The following is a 25427-nucleotide window of genomic DNA, read 5'->3' as shown; positions in this document are numbered from 1 at the left end:
CGCTAGGCGGTCGCCTCGGCCGTGGCGCGCTCCGGCGTCGACCGCTCCTGGTCGAAGACCAGCTTGTCCATCAGCTCGGCGATCCTGCTCCAGTCGTGGCGCTTGAGCAGCCGGCGCAGTTCCGGCGACGGCATCTCACCGGCCCGGCCGCGCAGCGCCTCGCAGGCCGCGGCGAAGCCCTCGGCGTCGTCCTGCAAGTCGACGACGCCGGGGAAGTCCGCGACGACGTCGGCCACCCGCGTGGAGACCACGGGCAGCCGGGACGCCAGGTACTCGAGCGTCTTGGTGGGGCTGATCGACTTCGTCGCCTCATTGAGCGCGAACGGCATCAGGGCGACGTCGAACTGCGCCATGTGGCCCGGCAGGTCCTCGTACGCCTGCTGGCCGAGGTAGGTGATGTTCGGCGCCTGCGGCAGGTCCGACTCCTCGATCTTGCAGATGGGACCGACCATGCGGATCTCCCACTCGGGCAGGCGCTCCGCGAGGCCCGCGACGAGCTCGAGGTCGAGCCGCTCGTCGAGCACACCGACGTAGCCGGCCACGGGCCTGCTGCGGTCGGGGTCGGCGTTCCGGGCGGCCGCAGCGTAGTGGCCCACGGACACGCCGCTCGGGACGAGGTGGGCGTCCTCCCGGCCCTGCTTCACCACGGAGCGGTGGAGCGAGCGCCCGCCCGCGAAGACGACGTCGGCCCGGCGCAGCGCCTGGCGCTGGCGCACGATCAGCTCCGGCGCCGCGTCCTTGAACGCGGCGAGGTCGTCCATGACGTCGTACACGAGCGTGCTCGGCTCGAGCGCGAGGGCCGCCTCGAGGGCCAGCGGCGTGTAGATCCACACGACGCGGTCACCCGACGGGGGACCGACGAGTTCGGGCAGCTGCGCGACGTAGTCCGGCATGACCTCGTCGAAGAAGCCGACATGGCGGCCCTGCTCCGGGATCTCCAGCCAGACGCGCGTCAGGCCGTCCGCCTCGGCGGTGCCCAGGCGGTTCTCCGTCACCCCGCCCTGCGGCGTGAGGGGTTCCTCGATGAACCAGGTTTTCCGTCCGGGCGCCCTGTTGAGGCGCGACACGAGCTGTTGAGGCCGCTGCCAGACCCAATCCCACCGCAGGTGCGACAAAACTATGAGTTCACTTTGCATCGACGATCCTCAATTCCATTCGGGTGGTTGTACGGGGAAGACGCGAACCGAGATCGGTTCCGGGAGGCGGTTGCCAGTCCCAGTGGGCCATCTGGGGTCGGTAGCCCTGCAGCCAGGTGGCCACGGGTTCAGCGAGCAGGTAGGCGGGGAGATCGGCCGAGCGGGCTCCGCCGGCGGCGAGCGCGTACGACGTCGACATCACCGACGAGCGCCGCTCGAGGTCCTCGTCGAGCCAGTACACACCGACGGGATCCACGTGGCCCTCGCAGCGGAAGAGCAGCGAGTTCCAGTCGGTGGAGTCGACGACCGGGAACCAGCAGACGCCGTCCATGGTGACGCCGCGGGCGGAGGCCTCCTCGCACTGCTCGAGCACGTACTTCAGCCAGGTGGCGCGGTCCGAGGTGGAGCCGCGCACGTTGGTCTCGGTCAGCATGCACGGCAGCCCGTAGCGCTCCCAGTACTGCTGGATCTGGTCGGCCAGCGGCAGCGGGGTGGGCGTGGGGGCGGCCCCGCCCGCCTCCGAGAAGTTCCACTGGCAGTGCGCGTAGTAGTCCAGCCCGAGCACGTCGATGGTTCCCGCCGGAAGTGTGAGCAGGCGCTCGCCGCCCGCGGGGGCGAGGTCCCGTCCGAGCTGGCTGTCGACGTCGTACCCCCTGCCCAGGAACGCATCGATGGCGAGGAAGCGGCGGTCGTTGGCCATGTCCGCGTACCGCCGGCCCGATTCGTCGGAGCCCGTGTGGAACTCGCAGGTGTCCACCCAGACGTGCCGGGCGCCCGGGAGCAGCTCGCGGTAGAGCCGGCTCGCCTCGGCGACCGCCGGCAGCACGTTGACGAGCAGGTCGACGAAGCTCTCCAGCCCGGAGTGGTACGGCGGCCAGATGGCCTCGTGCCCGCAGAGGAACAGCGTGGAGAACGGCTCGTTGAAGAGCGTGTACTCCTCCACCCAGGGGTAGCGGCGGGCGAAGGCCTCCGCGTACCGGAGGTAGGCCGGGCCGAAGCGGGCGTCGGCGAAGCCGTCGGTCAGCCACGCCGGGTAGCTCGTGTGGTGCACGAGGTCGACGATGGGCCTGAAGCCGTGCTCCCGCAGATGGTTCATCACCTCGTCCGTGGAGGACCAGTCGTAGCTGCCCTCGGTCTCCTCGATACGGTGCCACCGGACGGGGTAGCGCAACCTCGTGATGCCGGATCGGGACAGCAGGGCGAGGTCCTCGCGCCACCGGAGGTCGTGCTCGGTGGTCTCGAAGATGTCCCGGTCGTGCGCGGGCATGAAGGTGCTCTCGAAACCGCCGATGATCTCCAGCGGCGGGCCCTGCCGGGTCACGGTGCCTCCTCCACTGCGGCGCGCCGTGCGCCCAGTTCCTCGTACACGACATCGAGCAGCTCGGCCGCCCTCAGGTTGAGCCGCCGTGACTCGTCGAGGTCCGCGTCGAGCCGGACCACGTCGGCTCTCAGCTGATCCACCTCGGCCCGGAGCGCGCCGAGCTGGTCCGCGAGATCTCCCGGTTCCTCACGTCGCACCGCCATGTCCTCCGCCGTCATCTCCGTCATGTCGTCTCCCTTCTCACGAGCACGCGCCGGACCGTCGCCGCGCCTGCTGGGTCGTCGTCCTGCTCCTCGGCGCTCAGCGAGTACCGGCGCAACTGGTCCTGGAACCTCGTCCGGTCGACGGGCCGGTACTCCGACCAGCTCGCCGACCCCCCCGTGCCGCCCATCCCCACCTCGAGGAACGCCCGGCTCCCGGGTGACGCCAGCAGGTGCTTGATGAGCATCAGCGTGGTGTCCCAGCCGAGCGGACTGAGCGCGTTGAACAGGTGGTTGGCATGCACGTGGACCGGCCCGCCGAGCTCGGCGCACCGCTTCCGCAGGTGCAGCACGGAGCGGGCCATCGTCAGGTTGGCGCGTTCGAACCGGACCGCGCCGTCGTGCCCGAGGTTCTCCTGCGCCCAGGCGAGCGCCGGCCGGCTGTAGTCGACGGCGAGGACCCGGTGGCCGTGGTCGGCCAGGTAGCGGGCGTCCGCGCCGAGCCCGCACCCGAGGTCCAGCACGGTGGAGGACGGCGGCAGCCGGTCCGCCGCAGCGACGGCGAGGCCCGACGGCGCCAGGGACGGTCCGCCCTCGATCTCGGCGCGGTGGTGGTCCTCCCAGTTCTCACGGTCGACGTCGAAGTGGTTGAGCCACCAGTAGTACCGGCGGAACGCGGCGGGCGGGGTGATGAAGCTGAACGTCGGATCGGGCACCTCCCAGGACGGTCCGTAGATCGCGGCGAGCAGTTGCGCCGGCTCCGCGGGACCTGGCAGCAGCCGCCCGTTCACGGGAAGGAGCTTCAGCGGGTGGATCGTGACGGTCTCGGCGCGCTCCCGCGCGTGGAACGTGCCGTAGAACCAGCCGTTGCACTCGAAGTACGTGAAGATGTCGAGGTAGAAGCGGTCCGTCACGGTCCCGCCGGGGAACATCAGCTGCAGGTGGCCGCTGGAGTGCCGCACCACCTCGTAGCCCTGCTCCAGGAGCATCCGCTCGATGCGGAAGCTCTCCAGCACGACGTCGGACGGGTTGGTGTGCGCGCTCAGGTAGGCGAGGTCGGCGTCGTCGTCGTGCGCCATGATGCGGCCGTTGCGGACGGGGCCGAGCAGCGTGCCGCCCGTGACGAACAGCTCGATGCCGAGCGCCCGGCGGAGCACTTGGATGAGGTGTTCCGCCTCGTCGAGGACCTCCTCGATCAGGGCCGCGTCACGGCCCTCGAAGGAGCGGGCGATACGACCCCACTTGTTGACGACCTGCGGGATGCCCGTGCCGGGTTCAGTCAGCTCGAACTCGGATGCGGCGTCGTCGAACGTCACCGTGGACGCGGCTACCTCGATGCCCGCGTGCTCCACGGCGAGGCGGGCGCCGCCTGTGAGGCGCTCGGACAGGGACGGCGGCCACGGGATCGCGAGTTCGCCGGCGTCGCCCGGCGCCGGTGCGCGCACGGTCCAGATCCGCCGTCCACCCAGCAGGACGGAGAGGGCATCACCCGAGGGGATGCGGGCGTCGGTGATCACCAGCCGATGGGTGTCGGCTGTCAGGGCGGCCGCCCTCACCGGACACTTTCGAACTGGGTCGGCAGCGGATCGACCTGCGGCAGGCGGACGTCGAACACCTGTCCCGTGATGTCGGAGGCGAGCACCTGGGCGCTGACGCGCGCGACGTCGGCCGCCTGCACGAGGGTGTGTTCGTCCTCGTGGCCGAAGGCCTTCTCCCGCATCGGGGTGGCCGTGCGGCTGGGGCTGATGCAGTTGACCCGGATGGAGTCAGGGCCCCACTCGTCCGCCAGCGCCTGCGTCAGGTTGACGAGGGCGGCCTTCGTGGCCGAGTACACCGTGTACTTGGCGCGGCCGCGCGTGTAGGAGCTCGACGAGAACAGCAGCAGCGAACCGGAGGACTCGGCGAGGTAGGAGTGGGCTTCCTGGGCGACGACGAACGCGGCCATGAGGTTGACGCCGACGTCGTGCTGGAGCTGTTCGTCGGACAGGTCCACGAGGTCGCCGATCGTGAGGACGCCGGCGGTGAGGACCACGTGGTCGATGCGCCCGAACTGCGCGGCGGCGTCCGCCAGGGCACGCGACACCGAGGTGCGGTCCTCCACGAACGTGCCGCTGCCGGTCCTGCTGTGGCAGACCACGTGCGCGCCCTCGTCCCGCAGCTGGCGGCCGAGCTCGCTGCCGATGCCCGAGCTGCCGCCGAACACGACCACGACGGCATTCCGCAGCGAGGCGGCGGGAAGCGGCACGGGGTCCACGTGCTGGTGCTTGAGCTGGAACAGCTTGTCCGCCAGGTGGATGTCGATGGGGTGCGTGATCTTGATGTTGGCCTCGTGGCCCGGCACCACGATGATCGGGACGTCCGGGCTGTACTTCAGGACGACGGAGCAGTCGTCCGTCGCGGCGAAGGCCGGATCCTCGTGGGCACGGCCGTAGGCCTCCATGAGGGTGTCCCACCGGAACGCCTGGGGCGTCTGCCCGCGGCGGAGTGATGCACGCGGGGGTACCGCGCGGATGATGTCGTGCTCGTCGACCTCGATGATGGTGTCCGCGGAGGGGATCCCGGTGTCGACGGCGTCATAGGTGTCCAGGGCGTCGACGCAGGCACGGATGATGGACGGGTCGACGAGGGGGCGCACGGCGTCATGGAAGACCACCTTCGAGCCCGGGGTCGCGATCTCGCGCAGCGCCAGGTACGAGGTCTCGTTGCGGTCGCGCCCGCCGGGCAGCAGGCCGGAGAGCTTCGGGAAGCGCTCCTTCGTCACGAGTTTCTCCGCCCGGTCCATGCTGCCCGGGTCCATCATGACGATGACCTCGTCGATGAACGGGCACTGCTGGAAGATGTCGACCGTGTGCTCGAGGCTCGTGCGGCCCGCCACGGGCACCAGCTGCTTGGGGATCTCGAGGCCCATGCGCGTACCGATACCGCCGGCGAGGACCACTCCGATCGTTCGTCGTCGGGAGCGTGCCTCGTTGCCCGCTGTGCCTGGTGCGTCCATTCCGCCGGTGATGGTCGACATTGCCGCCCCCTTCGTTCACTTCGTGGTCCTCACAGAATTTAGTAAGCGTACTTACGGCGCCGGTCGCCGGGCAGGAAAACTTCCGCGGACGAATGTCTTGTGCAAGCGCTTGTCCTTTGCCTAGCGTTCGCCCGCAGTTCATCCCGGGGCCACTGCGGGGCCGGAGTCCTTCCCCTGGCGATAGCCTGATCACATGGGAATCCGGGTGCTCGCAGTGGGCCGCAAGCACGAGAGCTGGGTGGCCGAGGGAATCGAGCGCTACGTGAAACGCCTCAAGAAACCGTTCGACCTGTCGTGGCAGCTGATCGCCCACTCGGCGAGGGAGCACGACGCCGCGCGCCGGGAGGAGTCCGAGCGGCTCCTCGCCAGGCTCGGTGACGACTACGTGGTGCTGCTCGACGAGCGCGGCAAGGCCATCGATTCCCCCACGCTCTCGCGGACCCTCCTGCGCCCGCTCGAGTCCTCCCGCAATGTCACAGTGATCATCGGCGGCGCGTACGGCGTCGATGATCACGTGCACCGGCGCGCCGACTTCATCTGGTCCCTCTCCCCGCTGGTGTTCCCGCACCAGCTCGTCCGCCTCATCCTCGCGGAGCAGGTGTACCGCGCCCAGGAGATCGCCGGCGGCCGGTCCTACCACCACGAGTAGGCGTGTAACGATCCCGCCACACCACGCGCCGCCTGCGGGACACCCCGATTCCCGGACGTAGGGTGAGGGCATGACTAGTCTGCTGGGGAGCAAGCGTTGGATGTCGGCCGTCACGGCCGTGGGAGTGATCGCCGTCGTGAGCGGCTGCGCGTCGTCGGGATCGGAGGACGCCGGGGTGACGGCGACCTCGTCACCGTCCTCGTCATCAACCTCTGCATCGGCATCGGCACCGTCGGCTTCGCCGTCGGCCACAGCGGAGTCCTCGGCTGAGCCGACCACCCCGGCGACCCCCGCTCCGACCGCCACGACGGAGAGCGCGACGCCGTCGCCCTCCCCCAGTGCATCCGCGTCGACGCCGGCAGCCGCCGGCGTCTGCACCGCGGCGCAACTCAGCGGCGCCGTCGAGGACCAGGCCGGCGGAGCAGCAGCCGGGAGCGTCTACCGGACGATCGTGCTTACCAACGCATCCGACCAGGAGTGCGTCGTCGACGGGTTCCCCGGTGTGTCCTTCGTCGATGCGTCCGGCACCCAGATCGGCGCCCCCGCGGACCGCGACGGCTCCGCCACGACCCCTGTGGTCCTGGCTCCCGGGGCATCGGCGACGGCCACGCTGCAGCAGACCAACGCCCAGAACTACGGCGACGGGTGCGGCATCACGCCGGCGGCCGGAGTCCGCGTCTACCCGCCGGGCGCCACCGACTCGCTCGTCCTGGCGCAGGAGATCCCGGCATGCTCGGCGTCGTCGATCGTCCTGATGACCGTCGGAACGCTCCAGCCCGCCGCCTAGCCGCGCGAACCGCCCGGTACTGCGCGCGCGGCCCGAGCCGCCGTAGCCGCCACGCTGCGAGGACGAGAAACGCCGAGGTGGCCAGCGCGAGCCCCAGCGTCAGCCACGGCAGAGCCGCCGCGATGGCGACGACACCGAGGACGGCCGCGACTCCACCCGCGGTGACCATGACGTGGGCCCGTTCCAACTGCCCGTACACCGCAAGACCGACCCCGAGCACCACCCAGGCCCCGAGTCCGTGGAAGGCCTCCACGGCACCGCCGACGAGTGCGCCCAGTTCGACGGCGACGCCGAGCACCAGATAGCCGCCCGGAGGAGCGGCAAGCGCCGGAGGGTGGGAGACGAGCCAGGGAGCAGCCACCAGGATCAGCACCAGGGTGCTCACCACGAAATAGGCCGCCGTCCGCCGCGTGTCGCCGTCGACCACGAGCGCCGTCACGGCTCCGCCGAGGAAGAGAGCCCCGATCCCTGCGACCGGGACCCAGTTGTTGGCCACGTCCCCGCGGGGCGCGGCAGGCTGGGCCTCCCCGGTCCCGGCTCCCATGCGTCGCCTCTCCGTCGGTGGTTCCGTCGTTCGTTCCGTCGTTCGTTCCGTCGTTCGTTCCGTACGCCGTCCTACGCAACGTACTCCCTCTCCGCCGGCCTGTCGCAGGACGTGGTCCGGTGCGGCGGCACCGGATGGAGTGTCGGTGCGCTGGGGCAGAATGAAGAAGTGACGCAGGTACTGACGAGGTTCACCCCCGCAACCCACGAGTGGTTCGCGGGAGCCTTCGCCGAGCCCACCCCGGCTCAGGAGGGCGCCTGGTCCGCGATCTCCGCCGGGTCGAACGCCCTCGTCGTCGCGCCCACCGGATCCGGCAAGACCCTCGCCGCCTTCCTCTGGGCGCTGGACCGGCTGATCGCCTCCGGTGAGGGCAGCGGCGATCCCGACGTCCTCGACCCTGCGGCGAAGGGCGGCAAGGCATCGCCGAAGAAGCCGAAGCGCAGCACCCGGGTGCTCTACATCTCGCCGCTGAAGGCCCTCGGCGTCGACGTCGAGCGGAACCTGCGGGCGCCCCTGATCGGCATCACGCAGACGGCGAAGCGCCTCGGACTGCCCGCGCCGAGCATCACCGTGGGCGTCCGCTCGGGCGACACCCCACAGGCCGAGCGCCGCGCGATGCTCACGCGTCCCCCGGACATCCTCATCACCACCCCCGAATCGCTGTTCCTCATGCTCACCTCGAAGGCGCGCGAGACGCTGATGGAGGTGGACACCGTCATCATCGACGAGGTGCACGCCGTCGCCGGGACCAAGCGCGGCGCCCACCTCGCCGTCTCCCTCGCGCGGCTCGACGCACTGCTGGAGAAGCCGGTGCAGCGCATCGGTCTCTCGGCCACGGTGGAGCCGAAGGAGACCGTGGCCCGCTTCCTCTCCGGCAACGCCCCGGTGGAGATCGTCGCGCCGCCGTCGAAGAAGCAGTGGGATCTCACCGTCACCGTACCGGTCGAGGACATGACGGAGCTCGGCGGAGCTGCGGCCAACACCGACGACGACGGCGACGCCGTACCGCAGGCGAGCATCTGGCCGCATGTGGAGGAGAAGATCGTGGACCTCATCGAGGCGAACCAGTCCACGATCGTGTTCGCGAACTCGCGGCGGCTCGCCGAGCGCCTCACTGCCCGGCTCAACGAGATCCACGCCGAACGCCTGGAACGCGACGCCGCCTGGGCCGCCGGTGGCATGCCGGACGCCGCCGAACCAGCCGCGAGCTCGCCGTCGTTCGCGCACACCACTGCAACCCCGGCGCAGATGATGGCGCAGGCGGGCCAGAGCGCCGGCGCCGAGGCGCTCCTGGCCCGGGCCCACCACGGCTCGGTGTCCAAGGACCAGCGCGCACTCATCGAGGACGATCTCAAGTCGGGACGCCTGCGCTGCGTCGTGGCGACCAGCTCCCTGGAGCTCGGGATCGACATGGGCGCCGTGGACCTCGTGGTGCAGGTCGAGTCACCGCACTCCGTGGCCAGTGGCCTGCAGCGCGTGGGCCGCGCCGGACACCAGGTGGGCGAGGTCTCGCAGGGAGTCCTGTTCCCCAAGCACCGGGGGGACCTCGTCAACACCACGGTCACGGTGGAGCGCATGCTCGCGGGGAAGATCGAGCCCCTCTACATCCCCACCAACCCGCTGGACATCCTCGCCCAGCAGACCGTGGCCGCCGCGGCGCTGGGCACCATCGACGTCGAGGAATGGTTCGACGTCGTCCGCGCATCGGCCCCGTTCGCCACGCTGCCGCGATCCGCGTTCGATGCCACGCTCGACCTGCTCGCGGGCCTGTACCCCTCGGACGAGTTCGCCGAGCTGCGCCCCCGCATCATCTGGGACCGCGTGGAGGGCACCATCACCGGCCGGCCCGGTGCGCAGCGCCTGGCCGTCACCTCGGGCGGCACCATCCCGGACCGGGGCCTCTTCGGGGTGTTCCTCGTCGGCTCGGAGGGCGAGGGTCCGCGTGCCGGCGGCCGCCGCGTCGGCGAGCTCGACGAGGAGATGGTCTACGAGTCGCGCGTGGGCGACGTCTTCGCACTCGGCGCCACGAGCTGGCGCATCGAGGAGATCACGCACGATCGTGTGCTGGTCTCCCCCGCCTTCGGGCAACCCGGCAAGCTGCCGTTCTGGAAGGGTGATTCTCTAGGACGGCCCGTGGAACTCGGCCGGGCGCTGGGCGCCTTCAACCGGGAGATGTCCGGTGGCACCGTGGAGCAGGCGCAAGAGCGTTGCGCGAGGATCGGACTGGACGACTGGGCTTCCGGCAACCTCATCACCTACCTGACGGAGCAGCGCGAGGCCACCGAAGTGGTCCCGAGTGACCGGACCCTGGTGGTGGAGCGATTCCACGACGAGCTCGGCGACTGGCGCGTGGTGCTGCACAGCCCCTTCGGCATGCCCGTGCATGCCCCCTGGGCCCTGGCGGTCGGCGCGCGGCTCGAGCAGCGCTACGGCATGGACGGCTCCGCGATGGCGTCCGATGACGGCATCGTGCTGCGGGTACCGCTCATGGACGACGAACCCCCCGGAGCGGACCTCTTCCTCTTCGACGCCGAGGAACTCGACGGCATCGTCACCGCAGAGGTGGGCGGCTCGGCCCTGTTCGCGTCACGCTTTCGGGAATGCGCAGCGCGCGCCCTCCTGCTGCCGCGCCAGAATCCCGGAAAACGATCACCGCTATGGCAGCAACGTCAACGTTCCGCGCAGCTGCTGGACGTCGCGAAGAAGTACCCCACCTTCCCCATCGTGCTCGAAACCGTCCGCGAGGTCCTGCAGGACGTCTACGATCTCCCTGCCCTGAAGGAGCTCGCGGCGTCCCTCGAACGCCGGGAACTGCGCATCGTGGAGGTGACCACGCAGCAGCCCTCCCCCTTCGCCCGGTCCATGCTCTTCGGCTACGTGGCGTCCTTCCTCTACGAGGGCGATTCCCCGCTCGCCGAGCGGCGTGCCGCTGCTCTCTCCCTCGATCCCACCCTCCTCAACGAGCTGCTGGGGCGCGCCGAGCTCCGTGAGCTGCTGGACGCCCGGGTGATCGCCGAGACGGAGCTGGAGCTCCAGCGGTTGAAGCCGGACCGGCTGGCGCGTGGGCTGGAGGGTGTCGCGGATCTGCTGCGGCTCCTCGGCCCGTTGACGGTGGAGGAGATCAGCCAGCGGCTGGAGGCTCCCGGGGAGGACCGACCCGCTGCGGGTCGGTCCGCAGGGCAGGACCCCGCCGCACCGAGTGCTGCCCTGCAGATGGCCGATCATGGGGCTGGTGCCCACGGCAACGGCGCCGACGGCACCGATCACATCAGTGCCGGTGGAGGGGAGCCCACGGACGAGGAGTTGCTCGCCACCACCACGCAGCCCGCGCCGACTCCGGGCCGGGCCTCCCCCGAGGTGGTGCGCGGGCACGTCGCCGCCCTGGTGAAGGCGAACCGAGCGCTGACCGTCAACATCGCCGGGGCGGAACGCATCTCCGCCGTCGAGGATGCCGCCCGCCTGCGCGACGCGATCGGTGTACCGCTTCCCATGGGTATCCCGCTCGCATTCATCGAACCCGTCGCCGATCCCCTCGGGGACCTCGTGGGCCGCTACGCCCGCACCCACGGTCCGTTCACCGCAGCGGAGGCCGCCGCCCGGTTGGGCCTCGGCGTCGCCGTCGTCGCCGGAGCCCTGCAGCGGCTCGCCGGCGCCGGCCGCGTGGTGGAGGGCGAGTTCCGGCCCGCCGAGGCGACACCGGTGCTCGACATCTCCGCCGAATCCGGGGCGGCACCGGGCACCATCACCGTGCACACCCCCGCCTCGAGCGAATGGTGTGACGCCGAGGTGCTCCGCCGCCTCCGCCGCCGATCCCTCGCAGCGCTGCGCCAGGAGGTGGAACCGGTGGACCCGTCCGCGTACGGCAGGTTCCTCCCGGCGTGGCAGCACATCGGATCGAACCTCCGTGGGCTCGACGGCGTGATCACGGTGATCGACCAGCTCTCCGGCGTGCCGATCCCGGCCTCCGCCTGGGAGCCACTGATCCTGGCGCAGCGCGTGGCCAACTACACGCCCGCGATGCTGGACGAGCTGACGGCCACGGGCGAGGTGCTGTGGTCCGGGGCGGGCTCGCTCGCCGGGAACGACGGCTGGATCGCCCTGCACCTGGCCGAGAACGCGTCCCTCACGCTGCGCCCCGACCCCACCTTCGAACCGTCCGCCCTGCACACGGCGCTGCTCGACTCCCTCTCCGGGGGTGGCGGATACTTCCTCCGGCAGCTCACCAACCTGCTGGACGTGCAGGAGCCCGTCGCGGACACCGCCGTGGTCACCGCCCTCTGGGACCTCGTGTGGGCCGGCCGCATCAGTAACGACACCTTCACCCCGGTGCGCTCGCTCCTCGCCAACGGCAAGACCGCACACAAGCAGAAAGCCGTACCGGCGCGCGCCCGCACCTCCCGCGCGGGCAGGCTGGGCCGGGCTCCCGGGAAGTCGCTCACGGGCGCTTCGATGCGGCTGAACGCAGCGGACGGTGCCGGCGACGGCTACCAGCGACCCACCCCTCCCCTGGCGGCCGGACGCTGGAACATGCTGCCCGCCACGGAGTCCGAGACCACACTGCACGCGCACGCCCAGGCCGAGCTGCTGCTGGACCGGTATGGCGTGGTGACGCGCGGCGCCGTGGGGAACGAAGGTATCCCCGGTGGCTTCGGGCTCATGTACAAGGTGCTGGCGCGGCTCGAGGAGATGGGCCGGTGCAGGAGGGGCTACTTCATCGAGCAGCTCGGCGCCGCCCAGTTCGCCGTGCCCGCCACGGTGGACCGCCTGCGCTCCTTCAGTGCGGACAACCAGCTGCCCACGGCGCAGGACGTGCTCGGCGGGGAGGCCCCTCCGAGGAAGGCCGTCGCACTCGCCGCCACGGACCCCGCCAACCCCTACGGTGCGGCCCTCGGCTGGCCGCAGGCCGACGGCGGCCACCGGGCAGGCCGGAAGGCCGGCGCCCTCGTGGTGCTCGTCGACGGCGCCCTCGCGCTGTACGTCGAACGGGGCGGAAAGACCCTCCTGACCTTCACCGAGGACGTCGACGTGCTGCGCTCGGCCGCGCTGGCGCTGGTGACGGTCATCCGACGGGGTGCAGCGGACAAGATGGCCCTCGAGAAGGTCAACGGCGGCGAGATCCTCGACACCGACATCGGCAGGGCACTCGCGGATGCCGGCTTCTACACGACGCCGAGGGGGTTGAGGATCCGTGCCTGAGGGGGATACCGTCTGGCGGGCGGCGCGTGAGCTGCACCGGGCGCTGGCCGGGAAGGTCCTGACCCGCTGCGACATCCGGGTTCCGCGCTTCGCCACGGTCGACTTCACCGGCTCCACGGTGCAGGAGGTCGTCGCCCGCGGGAAGCACCTGCTGATCCGCGGCGGGGGCGACGACGGCTGGGACATCCATTCGCATCTCAAGATGGAGGGCCTCTGGCACGTCTACGCCCGAGGGGAGAAGTGGCGGAGACCCGCGTTCAAGGCACGGTGCATCCTCGGGACGGAGGACGCCGTCGTCGTCGGGTTCGAACTCGGCTTCCTGCGTGTCATCGCGCGCGCCGAGGAGGAGGACGCCGTCGGGTTCCTCGGACCGGACCTCCTCGGGCCCGACTGGGACCCCGATGAAGCGCTGCGCCGCCTGCGGGAACAGCCGGACCGGCCCATCGGCCTGGCGCTGCTCGACCAGCGCAACCTCGCGGGCATCGGCAACGTCTACCGCTGCGAGCTGTGCTTCCTCGCCGGCGTCCACCCGCTGACCCCGGTGGCCGAGGTGCCCAACCTCCCGCGCATGGTCGAGCTCTCCAAGAAGCTCCTCGAGGCGAACAAGGAACGCAGTACCCGTGCCACCACCGGGCAGCTGCGGGGCAATACCCTGTGGGTCTACGGGCGTTCCCGGCGGGGCTGCCTGCGCTGCGGCACCCCCGTGGCGCTGGAGCAGCTCGGCGACTCGGACACCGAGCTGCGCGAGCTGTACTACTGCCCGCACTGCCAGCCCCGATTGGAGACGGCAGATGCACGGGCACTACCCTGACGGAGTGGATGCAACGGAACGGCCGGCGCGCTGATGGCCATGGCGTCACCCCTGCCCGTGCGCAACGGCGTCAATGCCACCCGGCTCCGCCTGCCCTCCGAGGGCCCGTGGGAGACGGCGCTGGAGTACATCCTCGACCGGTTCGACCACGTCGACCCCGAGGGCATCGGCGAGCGCTTCGACCGCGGCGAGGTGATGGCGCTCGGCGGCGAGGTCCTGACCCGTTCCACCCCCCTCGGTGAGCACACCTTCGTCTGGTACTACCGCGAGCTGCCCGTCGAGGAACGCCTCCCGGTGGAGCTGTCCATCCTGCACCGGGACAACCACCTGCTCGTCGTCGACAAGCCGCACTTCCTGCCCACCACGCCCGGCGGCATGTACGTCGCCGAGTCGGCGCTCGTGCGGCTGCGCGTGGAACTCGGCCTGCCGGACCTCATCCCCATGCACCGGCTGGACCGCATGACGGCCGGGATCCTCATGTTCTCCATCGATCCCGGGACCCGCGGCGCCTACCAGCTCCTCTTCGAGAACCGACGCATCACCAAGGAGTACCGCGCGGTGGCGCCCGTGCGGCCCGAGCTGCGCCTCGACGTCGAACCACTCGACGTCCGGAGCCGGATCGTGAAATCCCGCACCTACCTCCTGGCCCAGGAGGTCGAGGGCCCCCCGAACACGCTCACCACGGTCAGCCTGATCGACCGGCGCGGCGACCTGGGGCTGTACCGGCTGCAACCGCACACCGGGAAGACGCACCAGCTCCGGCTCCACATGGCGTCGCTCGGACTCGGCATCATCAACGACCCGTTCTACCCCGTCCTGCATCCGCAGGCACCCGACGACTACGGCAGGCCGCTGCAGCTCCTGGCGCACAGCATCGCGTTCACCGACCCCCTGGATGGCTCGGACCGGCGGTTCACCTCCGGACTCACCCTCGCCGAATTCGCCTGACGTCCCCTCGCACCCTCGGAGATCCCGGTCCGGATCCGAGGCGCGGACGGTAGATTTGCAGCGTGGACCTGCCCGGTACCGACATTCCTGCACCGCTCTACCTCCTCGTCATGGTGGCCGTCATCTTCGTCGACGTGGTGCTTCCGGTGGTGCCCTCGGAACTGATGGTCATCGGCGCCGGGACCATGTCGGCCCACGGCATGCTCCTCCTCCCGTTCGCGCTCGTCGCCGCCTTCGCGGGCAGCTGGCTCGGGGACGTCGCCGTCTTCCTGCTGTTCCGGCGCAAGCTCACGCATTTCCTCGACCGTTTCCGATGGGGCCGTTCCGTCCATCGCGGTCTGCGCAGGGCCATCGACAAGGCCGGCACCTCGCCCACCTACGCAGCCGTCGTCGCCGTGCGTTTCCTCCCCGGCGGTCGGACGGCGAGCATGGCCGCCGCCGGGATCGCGGAGCTCCCACTCCGGCCGTTCATGCTCGCGGCGGCTGCGGGAGGTGTGCTGTGGACGGCATGGCTGGTCGGCCTCGGCTTCGTCGCGGGCGCGTCCACGGGGCTGCCGGCAGGGGTCAGTGCGCTGCTGGGAATGGCTGTCGGTACGCTGGTGGGAGCGATCACGGCGGCAGTCCTCGCCCTGAAGAAACACCGGAAGGCCAAAAAAGCGCATGAGCACCCCGACGAACCCGGGACCCAGGCTCCCTGAGAGGCCGGTTCGGCCCCCGATGGCAGCCTCCGACGCCCCGGTCGAGGAGCCGCGGCCGGGCACGGCAGGTGTCCTCGAGCGGCTGAAGGCCGCTCAGCCGCGCACCACGGCGACCACAGACGACGACGGTCCTGCCGAAGCAGCATCGGGCGAAGCCGCATCGGGCACCGCCGCCCGAGCGACGGCGAACCAGGCGACGGCGAACCGGACGATGGCGAACCAGGCGACGGCGAACCGGACAACGGCGAACCGGGCGACGGCGCACCAGGGAGCAGGGCATCGGGCGCCGGTCGACGGTCCGCCCTCGGGACGGCGGTCGCTACCCGGGATCGTGGGATCGGCCACGGGAGCTGCCCGCGAGGCGCTCCGCTCCGTGACGGGGTCGACCGGCGGGGACCGCGACAGGGCCGGTGCCTCCGCGGAGCGTCTCCGCGTCGCCGCCGGCAGGGCGCGGGTCGCCGCGGGCGTGACGGGCAAGGCGCTCGGCCGCCACGGGGGTGCCGCCGTCCGTCACGTCGGTACCTGGGACCCGGATCTCGTCCGGCAGTCCGCGGTGACGCTGTGCGCCGTGGCCTGCATCCTGGGCTCCGCGTCGGGCGTCGGCGCCTTCGGCGGTCCGTCCATCCGCGACGCCGCCGGCGGAGCGTTCGCCCCGGACGCGACACTGCTCGCGCCGTCGTCGGCGGCCTTCTCCATCTGGAGCGTCATCTACGCGGGCCTCGTGGCGTACACGGTGTTCCAGTGGCTGCCGGCACAGCGTCGGCGTGAGCGGCACCGGAGGCTCGGCTGGACCGTCGCGGCCTCGATGCTCCTCAACCTCGCCTGGATCCTCAGCGCACAGGCCGACCAGCCGGTGCTGAGCCTCGTGGTCATCCTGCTGCTGTTCTTCGCGCTGCTGGTGGCCATCCAGACCCTGAACGACCACCCCGGCGAGACGCGGTTCGAAGGAGCCGCCGTCGACACGCCGATCGGTCTCTATCTCGGCTGGGTGCTCGTCGCGACGGCGGCCAACGCGGCGGCGTTCTTCACGGCCACCGGGATCGACCTGTTCGGGTGGAAGGGCACCACCTGGGCGATCCTCGGCATCATCACGGTCCTCATGACAGCGGCCGTGGTGTGCTCGACGGACCGGGGCCGGCTCTCGGTAGCCGCCGCGACGTGCTGGGGGCTGCTGTGGATCGCCGTCGAACGCATGCTCGGCGAGCCTTTCGCGGTCGACGTCGCCTTCGTGTCCGCCATGGCGATCTTCCTGCTGCTGATCACCGCGGGCTCCCGCCGGCACCGCGTGGACCACGCGTACCGCCGCTGGCTCCGTGCCGAGGAGGACGCACAGCGCGAACCCCTCGACCTCCTCGGCGACGACTACGAGGACACGCGCTACTAGGCGGCCGGCAGGCCCGCCTGGCCCTCGTCGCCGACGGTCACGGCGATCTTGCCGCGCACGTGTCCCTCGATGCTGCTGCGGAAGGCGTCTGCCGCGCGCTCCAGCGGGAAGGTCTCCGCGAGGACGGGCTTCACGCTGCCGGCCTCCACGAGTTCAGTCAGGGCCAGCAGGTCCTCCGGGTCGGGCCGCACGAAGATGTAGCGCCCGCCCTCGTCCTTGATCCCTGCATCGACCACGGAGGCTACCCGCCCCGGAGTCCTCAGGTGCTCGAGGGAGACCGGCAGGTCGTCCCCGCCCACGAAGTCGACGACGGCGTCGAGCCCCTCGGGAGCCGCGACGGTGATGCGGTCCGCGAGTCCCTCGCCGTAGGTCAGCGGCTCGGCACCGAGAGAACGCAGGAAGTCGTGGTTCTTCTCGGACGCCGTGGCCAGCACGCGCGCGCCCCAGGCGGTCGCGATCTGAATGGCGTAGGTCCCCACGCCGCCGGCACCGTTGTGCACGAGCACGGTATCGCCCTCCCCTGCACCGACGGCCCGGAGGGCCTGGTAGGCGGTGAGCCCGGCGAGCGGCATGGTGGCGGCCTCGGCCCATGACACGTTGCGCGGCTTGCGGGCGAGCGTCCGGACCGGAGCAGCCACCTGCTCCGCGAAGGTCCCCAGCCCGACGGTGTCCATCCGGACGTAGCCGATCACCTCGTCGCCGGCCTGGAACTCGGTGACGGACGGGCCGGGCTGGACGACGACGCCGGCGACGTCCCAGCCCGGGACCACCGGGAAGTAGGTGGGCAGGGCGCCATCGAGGTGACCGCCCGTGATCTTCCAGTCGACCGGGTTGACCGAGGCCGCACGGACCTCGACGAGCACGGAGTCCGGTCCGACCTTCGGGTCGGGCTGTTCGCCGTACTGGAGGACGTCAGGATCGCCGTACCGCTCGTAAAACACTGCCTTCATGGTGCTCCTCTGGTTGAACCGGCCCTGAGGCCTGCTTCTCCGCTTCCAGAGGCGGCAACCGGCACCCTCCGGCGGGTATTCCCGCGGGGCATCACCGGGCGCCACGACTCGCGGCGTCCGGGCCGCGTGTCAGCCCGTGTTCCGCATCCCCGCGGCGACGCCGTTGATGGTGATCAGCATGGCCCGCTGCAGCTGCCCGTCGGGCTCGCCGGCCTCTGCCCGCACGCGGCGCAGCAGCTCCACCTGCAGGTAGGAGATGGGGTCGAGGTACTGGTCGCGCACCGCGAGGGAGCGCTTGAGCACGGGCTGGTCGTCGAGCAGCTCGTGCTCCCCCGTGAGCAGCCGGATCTCGGCCAGGGTCAGCTCGTACTCCTCCCGGATCACGCCGAAGAGGTGCTGCAGGTCGCCCGGCACGAGGGCCTCGACGTAATGCGCGGCGATCTCGAGATCGGTCTTGGCGAGCGTCATCTCCACGTTCGAGACGACGGTACGGAAGAAGTGCCATCGGCCGAGCATCTCGGCGAGCAGCCCTTCGTGCCCCGCCTCCCGCGCCGCGCGCAGGCCGGAGCCGACGCCGAACCAGCCCGGGACGATCTGCCGGGACTGCGTCCACCCGAACACCCACGGGATGGCGCGGAGTCCGCCGAGCCCGCTGCCGGAGTCGGGCCGCTTGGACGGGCGCGAGCCGATGTTGAGCGAGCCGAGCTGCTCCACGGGCGTCGACGCGAGGAAGTACGCCGGCAGGTCCTCGTGGTCGATGAGCGAGCGGTACCGCGCGAACGCCGCATCGGAGACCGTCTCCATCACCTCGGCCCAGCGGCCGCGCTCGTCGTCGGACGTACGCGGCGTGCGGTGCAGGGCGGAGCCCTGCATGACCGCGGCCAGGGACAGCTCGAGGTTCTCGCGGGCCAGGGCCGGAAGCGAGTACTTGTCGCTGATGACCTCGCCCTGCTCGGTGAACTTGATCTCGCCCTCGAGGACGCCGTTCGGCTGGGCGAGGATGGCGTCGTACGTCGGGCCGCCACCGCGGCCCACCGACCCCCCACGCCCGTGGAACAGGCGGAGGCGGACACCGTGCTTCGCGGCGACGTCGCGCAGGCGCCGCTGGGTCTTGTGGATCTCCCAGAGGCTCGTGAGCACGCCGGACTCCTTGTTGGAGTCGGAGTACCCCAGCATGACCTCCTGCAGGTCGCCGCGGAGCCGCACCACCTCGCGGTACGTCGGATCGGACAGGAGGGTGTCCACGATCTCCGCCGAGACGCGGAGCTCGTCCACCGTCTCGAGCAGCGGGGCGAAGCCGATCTTCGCGAAGGCACCGGAGTCCGGGCTGCCCGAGCCGTCGCCGACCACGTCGAGAAGGCCCGCTTCGCGCGCCAGCACCACGGGGGCGAGGACGTCGTCGGCGCCGCGGGTCATGGAGACGATGTAGGTCTCGATGACGTCCGGCCCGTAGGTCTCCAGCGCCGAGGCGATCTCGCGGAAGACGTCGAAGGTACGTCGCGCGCCGTCGTCGAGCGGCGGGTTGACCGCCGCCAGCGGTCGCCGCGAGGCCAGCTCGCGGGACAGCGCCCGGCGGCGCCCCTCCCGGTCCAGGTCGAGGTAGGGGACCTCCAGCTCGCCGAGCCGGTCGGCGAGCTGCGCGACGACGTCGTGGTGCATGTCGGCGTGCTCACGGATGTCGAGGGTCGCCAGGTGCAGGCCGAAGGAGGAGATGACGCGCGACGCCGTGGCGAGGGCTCCGTCGGCAGCCAGGCCCCCCGCGTTCCGCCGCAGCGAGTCCCCCACGAGCTCGAGGTCGGCCAGGACCTGGGCGGTGTCGTTGTAGTCGCGACCTGGCTCGTGCGCCGTCTGCTGCTGGACACGCGCCGCCGTGTTGAGCAGCTTCGCCTTCACGCAGGTCAGCTTGAGCCGGTACGGCTCCTGGGCGTTCAGTTCCAGCACGCGCCTGTCGAGGCGTGGCAGGTTGGCGAGATCCTTCTCGATCGACGCCGTCAGCTCGGGTGAGGCACCCACGATCGTGGTCGACGACGAGAGCGACGAGATCAGCCGGTCGAGAAAGTGGATGGCGATGCGGACGGCCTGCTGGTTCTGGATCTGCAGGATCTCGCGGGTCACGGAAGCCGTGACATTGGGGTTGCCGTCCCGGTCGCCGCCGATCCACGACCCGAACCTCAGCGGCGCACCACCCGCGGGAAGGGCGACGCCGTGGTCCGCGAGGAGGTCCGAGAGGTCCTCCAGCAGTTCCGGCATCGAGGTGGTGAGGATGTTCCCCAGGTAGTAGATGGCGTTGCGGGCCTCGTCGATCGGCGTGGGCCGCACCTGCCGCAGCTCGTCGGTCTGCCAGATGAGGTCGATCACCTCGGCGAGCCGGCGGTCCTGCCGGCGGCGCTGCTGGGATCCCTCCGCCGTCGACTCCGCGAGGATGTCGGACAGCCGGCGCAGCTTGTCCAGCACGGAGCGGCGCGACGCCTCGGTGGGATGGGCCGTGAACACGGGGCGGACGTCGAGCTCCCGGACGACGTCGGCGAGAGCATCCGGACCGGCGTCGGACGCGATGCGGGAGACGGTCTGGGCGAGCCAGCCGTCCTCCTCGGACCGCGTCCGCAGGCCGCGCACGCGGTGCACCTGCTCGGCCGCGTTGGCGAGGTGGAAGTACGCGGCGAAGGCCCGGACCAGTTCGGTGGCCTGACCGATGGGCAGGGCCGCGAGGAGTTCGCGGACCTGCTCGGCAAGTGCCGCGCGCCCGGCGGCGTCGTCCCCGCTGCCCGACTCCTTGGACTGCTTCGTGAGGAGGCGTACCCGCTCCACGAGGTCGAGGAGCTCCTGTCCGTGCTGCCGCACGAGGGACTCGCCGAGGAGGGTGCTGACGCGCCGGACATCGGCGCGCAGGTCGGAACTGATGTCGCCCACCGTCTCGCTGAACTGGTCGGCGGCACGCGCGGGGGACACTTCGAGGGGCACTGTCACAACAGCCTGCTTTCAGGGCACGGAAAACGGGGCGTATGCGGCACTGGATACGACGGATTGCTGTTGGGATACTACCCAGTGATGTGGCGTGGGCCTCACCACGTCCGTCATGTGAACGCCGGCGCCGCCCTGCTGCGGCCTGGGACGGCCCGGCCCCGCAACCACCGCGGGTTCGTGCACGGCATTGATCAGCCGAACGGCGCGGACGACGGCGTGTCGCCGCCCGACACGCACTTCCCGCCCAAAACGCGTGCAGGAAGCGGCAGCTCGCGTCCGCCGTCGCCGCACCGGGTCAGGCGAACGCCGAGATGCCCGTCAGTGCCCTGCCCACGATCAGGCTGTTGATCTCGTAGGACCCCTCGTAGGTGTAGACCGCCTCGGCGTCCGCGAAGATCTTGGCCATCCCGTAATCGGTCACGATGCCGTTGCCGCCGAGGATCCCCCGTCCCAGCGCGACGGTCTCCCGCATCCGGGCCGTGGTGAAGGACTTGGCGAAGGCGGCCTGCGCCATGTCGGAGGCACCCTGCCCCTGCAGCTGGGCGATGCGCGCCATGACGCCGAGGCTCGCCGTCGTGTTGCCCATCATGGTGACGAGCTGGTCCTGGATGAGCTGGAACCCTGCGATCGGTCGGCCGAACTGGTGTCGCTCGAGGGCGTACTGCCGGGCGACGTCGAACGCGGCCAGCTGCTGGCCGACGGCCTGCCAGCCGACGAGGATCCGTGAGCCCAGCAGGAGCTGCCGGGTGTCGTTGAAGGACTCGATGCCGGCGAAGCGGTCCGCCTCCGGGATGCGCACGTCGGTCAGTGTGACGTCGGCGTTCTGGACCGTCCGCAGCGCCGTCTTGTTGGCGATCGCCGTCCGGGTCACACCGGGCAGCGTGGCGTCGAGGATGAAGCCGCGCACTCCGCCGGTCTCGGTATCGCGCGCCCAGAGCAGCATGTAGTCGCAGAACGTCCCGTTGCCGATCCAGCGCTTCGCGCCGTTGACGACCCAGGTGTCGCCGTCGCGCGTGGCGGTGGTCGTCATGCCACCGGCGACGTCGGACCCGTGCTCCGGTTCGGTCAGGGCGAAGGCGCCGGTGATCCTCAGGTCCATCGCGTCCTGCAGGAGCCGCGCCTTCTGGTCGTCGCTGCCGAAGGTGTGCAGGGCCTCGACGAAGAGGTCGTGGTGGACCATGAAGAACGTCGCGATCGAGGTGTCGGCGCGGGTGAGCTCGGCGATCACCAGTCCGCTGAACAGGTGGCTGTACCCCTGCTGCACGGGCGTGCTGAGGTTCAGCGCCGCCAGCCCGGGCAGGAGTTCGTGCGGGAATTCGGCCCGGTTCCACCATTCGACGGCGCGCGGCGAGACGTCCTTGGCGAGGAAGTCCCGGACGTCCTGGAGTTTCTCCCGTTCGGAGGTCGCCAGGAGGGACTCGAAGCCGAGGAAATCGGCGGTGGGCAGCGGGCTCTCCATCGAGCCGTCCTTTCGATCGAGCTGAGACCGGGGGTGGTGCGCTGGAGCTACTTCGGCGCCATGCGGATGGCGCCGTCGAGGCGGATCGTCTCGCCGTTGAGCATCTGGTTCTCGACGATGTGAGCGGCGAGCGCGGCGTATTCGACGGGCTTGCCGAGGCGGGACGGGTGCGGGACCTGGGCGCCGAGGGAATCCTGGGCCTCCTGGGGCAGGCCCGCCATCATGGGTGTCTCGAAGATGCCCGGGGCGATCGTCACGACGCGGATCAGGGAGCGGGCGAGTTCCCGGGCGATGGGCAGGGTCATGGCAGCCACGCCGCCCTTGGAGGCCGAGTACGCAGGCTGTCCGATCTGGCCGTCGAAGGCGGCGACGGAGGCGGTGTTGATGATGACGCCGCGCTCCTCGGATCCTCCGAGACCGCTGACCGTGGCGGTGGCCGCCATCGCCTCGGCTGCGAGCCGGATCACGTTGAAGGTGCCGACCAGGTTGACGGTGATGACGCGGGCGAACTGTTCGAGCGGCAGGACCCCGTCCCGTCCCAGGACCTTGCCCGGCGTGGCGATGCCGGCGCAGTTGACGACGATCCGCAGCGGGCCGAGTTCCGTGGCCGCGGCGACTGCCGCCTGGACCTGGGCAGGATCGGCGACGTCGGCGGCGACGAAGCGGACCCGGTCCCCCGAGGGGTCGAGTTCCGCGGCGGCGTCGGTCCCGGCGGACTGCGGGAGGTCGACCAGCAGCACCGACGCGCCGTCGTCGAACAGTCTGCGGGCGGTGGCGAGACCGAGTCCCGAGGCCCCGCCCGTGACGAGGGCGACCGCTCCGCTGATGTCCATGCCTGATCCTTCCGCCCGGCGAGGACCGCCGTCGGTCCTCCGGCCCAGCGTACTGTGACGTGGCCCACTGCGCACCCGGACGGCGATCGGTTGCGCATCCTGCCCAACCAGGACCCCTCCCGGTGTGGCTAGGGTGGTCACATGCCCATCCCTGACGAGGCGGCCGCGCAGGCCGCGCAGAGCGTCCGGCACCTGTTCGCCCGGCGGAGCCTCCGCGTCCCCGGGACGCGGCTCGGCGCCATCGCCTTCCCGCCACCGGCCGGCGCCCGGAACCACTGGCACTACTGGTGGCAGGCGCACTTCCTCGACTGCCTCCTCGACGAGCACCTCCGGGATCCCACCGGGGATGCCCTCTCCGAGGCGCGGAAGCTGGCCCGCGGCGTGTGGCTGCGCAACGGCGGACGATGGCGCAACTCCTACTACGACGACATGGCCTGGCTCGCGCTGGCCCTCCAGCGCCTCGATGCGATGGAGGGTCGACGGCGGCCCCGGCGCCGCGTGCGCGTCCTCGGGGCTGCACTCCGGTCGGCCCATACGGAGGACCTGGGCGGCGGGGTCTACTGGAACACCACCCGCGACTACAAGAACACCCCCACCACGGCGCCCGCCGCCCTCTTCTTCGCACGCGGCGGGGAGGGCGCCCGGGCGCAGGAACTGCTCGACTGGCTGAGGGACCGGCTGTTCGATCCCGGCACCGGGCTCTACCTCGACGGCGTGAAGGCCGACGGCCGGGTGGAGCGGTCCCTGCACACCTACAACCAGGGGACCGTGCTGGGCGCGCTCGTCGCGGTCGGCGGTCCGGAGAACCTGCGGCACGCGGCGGACCTGGTGGAGGCGGTCGCCCGGGGCGTCGCGGACGACGACGGCGTGCTGCCGCTCGGCTCCGGGGGTGATGGCGGGCTCTTCACGGGGATCCTCGCGCGCTATCTGGCGCAGGCGGCGTCGGCGGACATCGGGGGGACGGCCGCGGCGACGGCGCGCGCGCTCCTCGGGGCGACGGCGGACCGGATCTGGGCCGACCGGCTGGCCGTCGACCGGTCGATGCTCGTCTTCCCGCCCCGGCAGGACGGGCCGGTCAGCCTGTCCTCGCAGCTCCAGGCGTGGATGGTGCTGGAAGCCGGGACGCGGTGCCGCTAGCCGACCTGCTTCCTGCCCTGGGGATAGAAGGTCTCCCCGCGGGACAGCATGGCGACGAACTTCGCGATGTTCCGCTCCTTCGCGGCGTCCGTCCTGAGCTGGGTCAGGCGGAAGATGAGGGCGTAGCGGTTCTGGGAGGACAGGGTGCGGAAGGTGGCGAGCGCGGCGTCGTCGGCCTCGATGGCCGCCATCAGCTCCGGCGGCACCTCGGCCGTCGCGGGTCCGGCGTAGGCGCGCTCCCACCTGCCGTCCGCCTGCGCTGCCGCGACGGCCCTCTCGCCCGCTGCGCACATGCGGCCCTCCGCACGCAGTCTGTCCACGTAGGTCCGATTGCGCACCGACCAGATGCTGCGCGGGCCGCGCGGCGTGAACCGCTGGAAGTAGCTGCCCCCGTCGCGCGAGCGGGCCTGGCCGTCGATCCAGCCGTAGCACAGCGCTTCATCGAGCGCCTGCGCATAGGTCAGCAGCGTGGTGTCCCCGCCCTTCTTGTGCTCGATGAGCCAGACACCGGGCGAGGACTCGTGGTTCGCCTCCAGCCAGCCGCGCCAGGCGAGCGCGTCGGGCAGCAGGAGTTCCGGCAGTTCGGCCTTCATGCGACCACCCTAGGGCTACCCGGGCCGTTCGGGAACCGTGCCCCCGCCATTCCCCGCACCGCTCCGAAGGAAACCTGATGCTCCGCGTCCGACCCCTCGTCCACACCTCCGACCCGACGGCCGCGCGGGACTTCCTCCGCGCGCTCGGACTGGCTTCCTCCCGGGGACCACTCCCGGACGGTGCGCAGGAGGTGTTCGACGCCGGCAGCGGTCGCGTGGCCCTGCACCCCTGCGCCTCCGGCAGCCCCGAGGACGGCAGCGTGAGCCTCGCCTTCGACGTCTCGGACGTCCGGGAGTTCGCGCGACGGACCATCGCCGCCGGCACGCCCGTGGACCTGGTGGAGGGACACCACGGCACCACCGCCCGGATCATCGCCCCGGACGGGACTCCCCTCCTCGCCGCCGCGGGCCCCCGCGAGACGACCGCGCCGGCGTCGTCCCTCTCGGTCCTCGCCCGCTGGCAGACGCCCGACGTGGGATCCGCCGTCCGGGTGCTGAAGGACATCGGAGCCCGGCCCCGGGCCGGTTCGGACGCCGGCGCCGGGCACGCTTTCCGTGCCAAGAACGGCGGGCTCGTGACCGTGGAGCTGGGGGAGCGCCCCGGGGTGGAGCTGGCCATCGAGCACGACGGCGACGTGCGGGACCTCGTCGCGGGCCTGACGGCTGCCGGCGTCGACGCCGGAGTCGTCGGCGGGGGCCGGAGGTCGTCGCTCCGCCTCCGTGCTCCGTGGGGCGCCGTGGTGCGGATCGACGGCCGGCAGCAGGACGTCCACGACTGAATCGTCGGGGCGGCACCGGGCC

19 protein-coding genes are annotated in these 25427 nt (G+C 71.2%); 9 read left to right on the top strand and 10 right to left on the bottom strand.

Annotated elements, in window-relative coordinates; all coding sequences use genetic code 11:
- Positions 1-2: 2 nt before the first annotated feature.
- Genes ACX80L_RS09430 through ACX80L_RS09410 form a run of 5 tightly spaced genes read right to left on the bottom strand, consistent with a single transcriptional unit; the run spans position 3 to position 5673 of the window.
- Positions 3-1136, bottom strand: a complete 1134-nt coding sequence (locus tag ACX80L_RS09430; protein WP_459289214.1) for a glycosyltransferase — start codon at positions 1134-1136, stop codon at positions 3-5.
- Positions 1126-2457 carry a family 1 glycosylhydrolase gene (locus ACX80L_RS09425; protein WP_459289212.1) on the bottom strand — a complete coding sequence of 444 codons (1332 nt, stop codon included), beginning with the start codon at positions 2455-2457 and terminating at the stop codon, positions 1126-1128. The genes ACX80L_RS09430 and ACX80L_RS09425 overlap by 11 nt, the downstream gene beginning before the upstream one ends.
- Positions 2454-2684 carry a hypothetical protein gene (locus tag ACX80L_RS09420; protein WP_459289210.1) on the bottom strand — a complete coding sequence of 77 codons (231 nt, stop codon included), beginning with the start codon at positions 2682-2684 and terminating at the stop codon, positions 2454-2456. The genes ACX80L_RS09425 and ACX80L_RS09420 overlap by 4 nt, the downstream gene beginning before the upstream one ends.
- Positions 2681-4174, bottom strand: a complete 1494-nt coding sequence (locus ACX80L_RS09415) for a class I SAM-dependent methyltransferase (RefSeq protein WP_459289208.1) — start codon at positions 4172-4174, stop codon at positions 2681-2683. Before ACX80L_RS09415 ends, ACX80L_RS09420 begins: the two co-directional genes overlap by 4 nt.
- A 35-nt stretch (positions 4175-4209) precedes the next feature.
- The gene (locus tag ACX80L_RS09410) at positions 4210-5673 is read right to left on the bottom strand and encodes an SDR family NAD(P)-dependent oxidoreductase (protein WP_459289206.1); all 1464 of its coding nucleotides are present in this window, start codon (positions 5671-5673) and stop codon (positions 4210-4212) included.
- A gap of 193 nt (positions 5674-5866) precedes the next feature.
- Between ACX80L_RS09410 and ACX80L_RS09405 the strand changes: the two genes are divergently transcribed.
- From ACX80L_RS09405 to ACX80L_RS09375, 7 genes are all read left to right on the top strand, one after another.
- Positions 5867-6322, top strand: a complete 456-nt coding sequence (locus tag ACX80L_RS09405) for a 23S rRNA (pseudouridine(1915)-N(3))-methyltransferase RlmH (protein WP_459268875.1) — start codon at positions 5867-5869, stop codon at positions 6320-6322.
- A 70-nt stretch (positions 6323-6392) separates the two neighbouring features.
- Positions 6393-7109: a DUF4232 domain-containing protein gene (locus ACX80L_RS09400; RefSeq protein WP_459289204.1), complete on the top strand. Its 717-nt coding sequence runs from the start codon at positions 6393-6395 to the stop codon at positions 7107-7109.
- A gap of 712 nt (positions 7110-7821) precedes the next feature.
- Complete coding sequence (locus tag ACX80L_RS09395; protein ID WP_459289202.1) at positions 7822-12849, top strand: Lhr family ATP-dependent helicase; 5028 nt, start codon at positions 7822-7824, stop codon at positions 12847-12849.
- A complete protein-coding gene (locus tag ACX80L_RS09390) occupies positions 12842-13660 on the top strand; it encodes an Fpg/Nei family DNA glycosylase (protein ID WP_133080345.1) in 819 nt (272 codons plus the stop codon). Before ACX80L_RS09395 ends, ACX80L_RS09390 begins: the two co-directional genes overlap by 8 nt.
- A 39-nt stretch (positions 13661-13699) precedes the next feature.
- Positions 13700-14608, top strand: coding sequence for an RluA family pseudouridine synthase (locus ACX80L_RS09385; RefSeq protein ID WP_459289200.1), 909 nt, complete (start codon positions 13700-13702; stop codon positions 14606-14608).
- A gap of 62 nt (positions 14609-14670) precedes the next feature.
- Entirely contained in the window at positions 14671-15306 is a 636-nt protein-coding gene (locus tag ACX80L_RS09380) for a DedA family protein (RefSeq protein ID WP_459289198.1), read from the top strand.
- Positions 15307-15325: 19 nt separating this feature from the next.
- Positions 15326-16690, top strand: a complete 1365-nt coding sequence (locus ACX80L_RS09375; RefSeq protein WP_459289196.1) for a tryptophan-rich sensory protein — start codon at positions 15326-15328, stop codon at positions 16688-16690.
- On the opposite strand, the gene ACX80L_RS09370 is transcribed toward ACX80L_RS09375, so the two are convergent.
- From ACX80L_RS09370 to ACX80L_RS09355, 4 genes are all read right to left on the bottom strand, one after another.
- A complete protein-coding gene (locus ACX80L_RS09370) occupies positions 16687-17640 on the bottom strand; it encodes an NADP-dependent oxidoreductase (protein WP_208740500.1) in 954 nt (317 codons plus the stop codon). The two genes, ACX80L_RS09375 and ACX80L_RS09370, sit on opposite strands and share 4 nt — an antisense overlap.
- Positions 17641-17769: 129 nt before the next feature.
- Entirely contained in the window at positions 17770-20601 is a 2832-nt protein-coding gene (gene ppc / locus ACX80L_RS09365; RefSeq protein ID WP_459289359.1) for a phosphoenolpyruvate carboxylase, read from the bottom strand.
- Between the two features lie 298 nt (positions 20602-20899).
- Positions 20900-22063, bottom strand: coding sequence for an acyl-CoA dehydrogenase family protein (locus ACX80L_RS09360; RefSeq protein ID WP_459289194.1), 1164 nt, complete (start codon positions 22061-22063; stop codon positions 20900-20902).
- Between the two features lie 47 nt (positions 22064-22110).
- A complete protein-coding gene (locus tag ACX80L_RS09355; protein ID WP_208740498.1) occupies positions 22111-22896 on the bottom strand; it encodes an SDR family NAD(P)-dependent oxidoreductase in 786 nt (261 codons plus the stop codon).
- Positions 22897-23037: 141 nt separating this feature from the next.
- On the opposite strand from ACX80L_RS09355, the gene ACX80L_RS09350 reads away from it, so the two are divergent.
- Positions 23038-24033, top strand: coding sequence for a glycoside hydrolase family 76 protein (locus ACX80L_RS09350; RefSeq protein WP_459289192.1), 996 nt, complete (start codon positions 23038-23040; stop codon positions 24031-24033).
- Here ACX80L_RS09350 and ACX80L_RS09345 read toward each other — a convergent pair.
- Entirely contained in the window at positions 24030-24626 is a 597-nt protein-coding gene (locus tag ACX80L_RS09345; protein ID WP_133080339.1) for a YdeI/OmpD-associated family protein, read from the bottom strand. The two genes, ACX80L_RS09350 and ACX80L_RS09345, sit on opposite strands and share 4 nt — an antisense overlap.
- A gap of 77 nt (positions 24627-24703) precedes the next feature.
- Between ACX80L_RS09345 and ACX80L_RS09340 the strand changes: the two genes are divergently transcribed.
- Positions 24704-25405, top strand: coding sequence for a VOC family protein (locus ACX80L_RS09340; protein ID WP_459289189.1), 702 nt, complete (start codon positions 24704-24706; stop codon positions 25403-25405).
- Positions 25406-25427: the final 22 nt, after the last annotated feature.

This window comes from Arthrobacter sp. MDT1-48-3 (assembly GCF_054511015.1).
Note: the sequence above shows the minus strand (reverse complement) of the source record. Positions and strands in the feature narration are given on the sequence as shown.

What these genes read in the sequence shown, in the direction of transcription:
- ACX80L_RS09350 (WP_459289192.1), top strand. Translation starts at nt 23,038, where the DNA reads ATGCCCATCCCTGACGAGGCGGCCGCGCAGGCCGCGCAGAGCGTCCGG.
- ACX80L_RS09385 (WP_459289200.1), top strand. Translation starts at nt 13,700, where the DNA reads ATGGCGTCACCCCTGCCCGTGCGCAACGGCGTCAATGCCACCCGGCTC.
- ACX80L_RS09375 (WP_459289196.1), top strand. Translation starts at nt 15,326, where the DNA reads ATGGCAGCCTCCGACGCCCCGGTCGAGGAGCCGCGGCCGGGCACGGCA.
- ACX80L_RS09405 (WP_459268875.1), top strand. Translation starts at nt 5,867, where the DNA reads ATGGGAATCCGGGTGCTCGCAGTGGGCCGCAAGCACGAGAGCTGGGTG.
- ACX80L_RS09420 (WP_459289210.1), bottom strand. Translation starts at nt 2,684, where the DNA reads ATGACGGAGATGACGGCGGAGGACATGGCGGTGCGACGTGAGGAACCG.
- ACX80L_RS09370 (WP_208740500.1), bottom strand. Translation starts at nt 17,640, where the DNA reads ATGAAGGCAGTGTTTTACGAGCGGTACGGCGATCCTGACGTCCTCCAG.
- ACX80L_RS09360 (WP_459289194.1), bottom strand. Translation starts at nt 22,063, where the DNA reads ATGGAGAGCCCGCTGCCCACCGCCGATTTCCTCGGCTTCGAGTCCCTC.
- ACX80L_RS09410 (WP_459289206.1), bottom strand. Translation starts at nt 5,673, where the DNA reads ATGTCGACCATCACCGGCGGAATGGACGCACCAGGCACAGCGGGCAAC.
- ACX80L_RS09345 (WP_133080339.1), bottom strand. Translation starts at nt 24,626, where the DNA reads ATGAAGGCCGAACTGCCGGAACTCCTGCTGCCCGACGCGCTCGCCTGG.
- ACX80L_RS09430 (WP_459289214.1), bottom strand. Translation starts at nt 1,136, where the DNA reads ATGCAAAGTGAACTCATAGTTTTGTCGCACCTGCGGTGGGATTGGGTC.
- ACX80L_RS09400 (WP_459289204.1), top strand. Translation starts at nt 6,393, where the DNA reads ATGACTAGTCTGCTGGGGAGCAAGCGTTGGATGTCGGCCGTCACGGCC.
- ACX80L_RS09340 (WP_459289189.1), top strand. Translation starts at nt 24,704, where the DNA reads ATGCTCCGCGTCCGACCCCTCGTCCACACCTCCGACCCGACGGCCGCG.
- ACX80L_RS09355 (WP_208740498.1), bottom strand. Translation starts at nt 22,896, where the DNA reads ATGGACATCAGCGGAGCGGTCGCCCTCGTCACGGGCGGGGCCTCGGGA.